Annotated in this window: 1 protein-coding gene; it reads left to right on the top strand. The window is 63.1% G+C overall.

What is annotated here, in order from left to right; genetic code table 11:
* The first annotated feature begins 532 nt into the window (after positions 1-532).
* Positions 533-2,362, top strand: coding sequence for a reverse transcriptase/maturase family protein (locus ACIRYZ_RS46435; RefSeq protein ID WP_402955795.1), 1,830 nt, complete (start codon positions 533-535; stop codon positions 2,360-2,362).
* Positions 2,363-2,444 lie beyond the last annotated feature (82 nt).

Here is a 2,444-nt window from a genome sequence, read left to right as displayed (position 1 = left end):
CGAGTGCGCCCTGAAAGCGCCTGGTTGTATTCCCGGTAGAGCCGGGAGGAATTCGGAGGTTATTCCTGGGCCCAATGGCTTACCTGGCGTCGAAAGACTAAGGGGACCGTAGCATGCCAGAGAAGCGGTGACCGAGCCCAGATATCAGGGGCGGTGCGCCGTGGGGCCCGCGCGATACGGCGAAAGCTGGATTGCCTGAACCCTAATCTCCAGTCGATTCAAAGGCAGATCCGCCGGAAAGATATCCGAAACCGGCGCCGCTCCCTGCAGCAGGCCCTCGTACACCTGCGCAACTCCGGGGAGCGGGACGATGTCCAGCGAGGACATTCAAGGAGATGAGTGGGGCGCCTAAGTCGCGCTAGCACGTACAGCCAGGACGAACAGGGGATCACCTAAAGGGCGCGAGCCCCATGGTGACGGAGTGTCCGTAGTAGTCGCAGGAGTCACGACCTGCCAGGGAGGACGGGAAAGCCGTCCGCAGGGCCAAGGGACACAGGTGACCGGATATCGAAGGAACCGGAAGGTATGCGTAATGCAGAGCGCCGAAGCGGTACTTGATATCCTCCGTGAACGCGGCAGGCGAGGCCTGCCGTGCAATGAACTCTATCGACAGATGTTCAACCCGCAGTTGTATCTCATGGCCTACGGGCGCATCTACTCCAACAAAGGGGCGATGACACCCGGGGCGACGGGGGAAACCGCGGACGGCATGTCGCTGGCGAAGATCGGACGCGTCATCGACGCGATGCGTCACGAGCGCCACCGGTTCAAGCCGGTCAAGCGGGCCTTCATCCCGAAGAGGAACGGGAAACGAAGGCCGCTGGGCCTGCCGTCGTGGACGGACAAGTTGGTCGGCGAGGTGATGCGCCTCCTGCTGGAGGCGTACTACGAGCCGCAGTTCTCCGACCACTCCCACGGTTTCCGTCCCCGCCGGGGATGCCACACCGCACTGCGCGACGTGGCACTCACCTGGACCGGGACCAGCTGGTTCATCGAGGGCGACATCGCCCAGTGCTTCGACGCGCTCGATCATCGGGCGATGCTCGAAACCCTGGCCGAGAAGATCCACGACAACCGGTTCCTACGGCTGGTGCGCAACATGCTCAAAGCCGGATACCTGGAGGACTGGACATGGAACGCCACGCTGAGCGGCGCTCCACAAGGCGGCGTCCTGTCGCCCATCCTGTCCAACATCTACCTGCACCGGCTGGACACCTTCGTCGAGAAAGTTCTCATGCCGGAACACACCCGAGGGAAACTCAGGGCGAGGAACCCCGAGTACCGCCGGGTCGAAGCGGCCATCCAGCGTGCCCGAAGGCGCGAAGACCGCGCCGCAGCGCACGCCCTGCGTAAACGGCTTCACGCTCTCCCGAGTCAGGAGATGAACGACCCGGGATACCGCCGCCTGCGCTATGTGAGATACGCCGACGACACCCTCCTCGGGTTCGCCGGACCCAAGGCCGAAGCCGACGAGATCAAACAGCGCCTCGCACAGTTCCTGCGCAACGACCTCAAGCTGGAACTGTCCGAGGAAAAAACCCTGGTCACCCACGCCAGAACACAGGCTGCCAGATTCCTCGGCTACGAGATCAGGACTCAACGGGACGACGGAAGGTCTGAACGGAAGAAGGGAAACCGACGGCTCCGCCGTTCGGTGAACGGAACCATCACCCTCCACGTCCCGAAAGACGTGATCAAAGCCAAAAGCGCGTCCTACCTGAAACGCGGAAAACCCGCGCACCAGCCGACGATGTACAAACACGACGACTACAACCTCGTCAGCATCTTCGGCGCCAGGTATCGCGGGATCGTCCAGTACTACCTGCTGGCCGGCGACGTCCACCGACTGAACCGGCTGCACTGGGTCATGCAGTCCTCGCTGCTGTGCTCCCTGGCGGACAAGCACCGCTCGACCGTTTCGAAGATGGCCCGCAAGTACAAGGCCACCATCGCAACCCCGGCCGGGCCGCGCAAGTGCCTCCAGGTCAGCATCACCCGTGCCCCGAGCAGCAAACCGCTGGTCGCCCGGTTCGGCGGAATCCCACTCCAACGCAGAAAGGACGCGCTCCTCAAGGACCGCGATCCTGACCGAGCAGTCTCCGCACCACGTCAACGCAAGTTGATCAGAAGGCTGTTGGCCGGGTTCTGCGAGCTTTGCGGAATGACCGAGAACATCGCGGTCCACCAGATCCGCAAACTCGCAGACCTCGACCTCTTCGGACAGGAACAACCCAACTGGGCCGCCCTCATGGCCAGGAAACGGCAAAAGACTCTCGTAGTCTGCCCAACCTGCCACGACCGCATCCATGTTGACTGCGCAAGCGCACCTCACGGACGTCACTGGAGAGCCCGTTGCGGTTAACGCCGCACGACGGGTTCGGGAGGAGGCCGCTGGGAAAAGGGCCAGCTCACATGCTGGCACCTCGCCCGGCGGCCCACCTCGC

It is taken from the genome of Kitasatospora sp. NPDC101155 (assembly GCF_044768305.1).
GTDB lineage: Bacteria > Actinomycetota > Actinomycetes > Streptomycetales > Streptomycetaceae > Kitasatospora.
This window is presented reverse-complemented; position numbering and strand designations above follow the sequence as displayed.

What these genes read in the sequence shown, in the direction of transcription:
- ACIRYZ_RS46435 (WP_402955795.1), top strand. Translation starts at nt 533, where the DNA reads ATGCAGAGCGCCGAAGCGGTACTTGATATCCTCCGTGAACGCGGCAGG.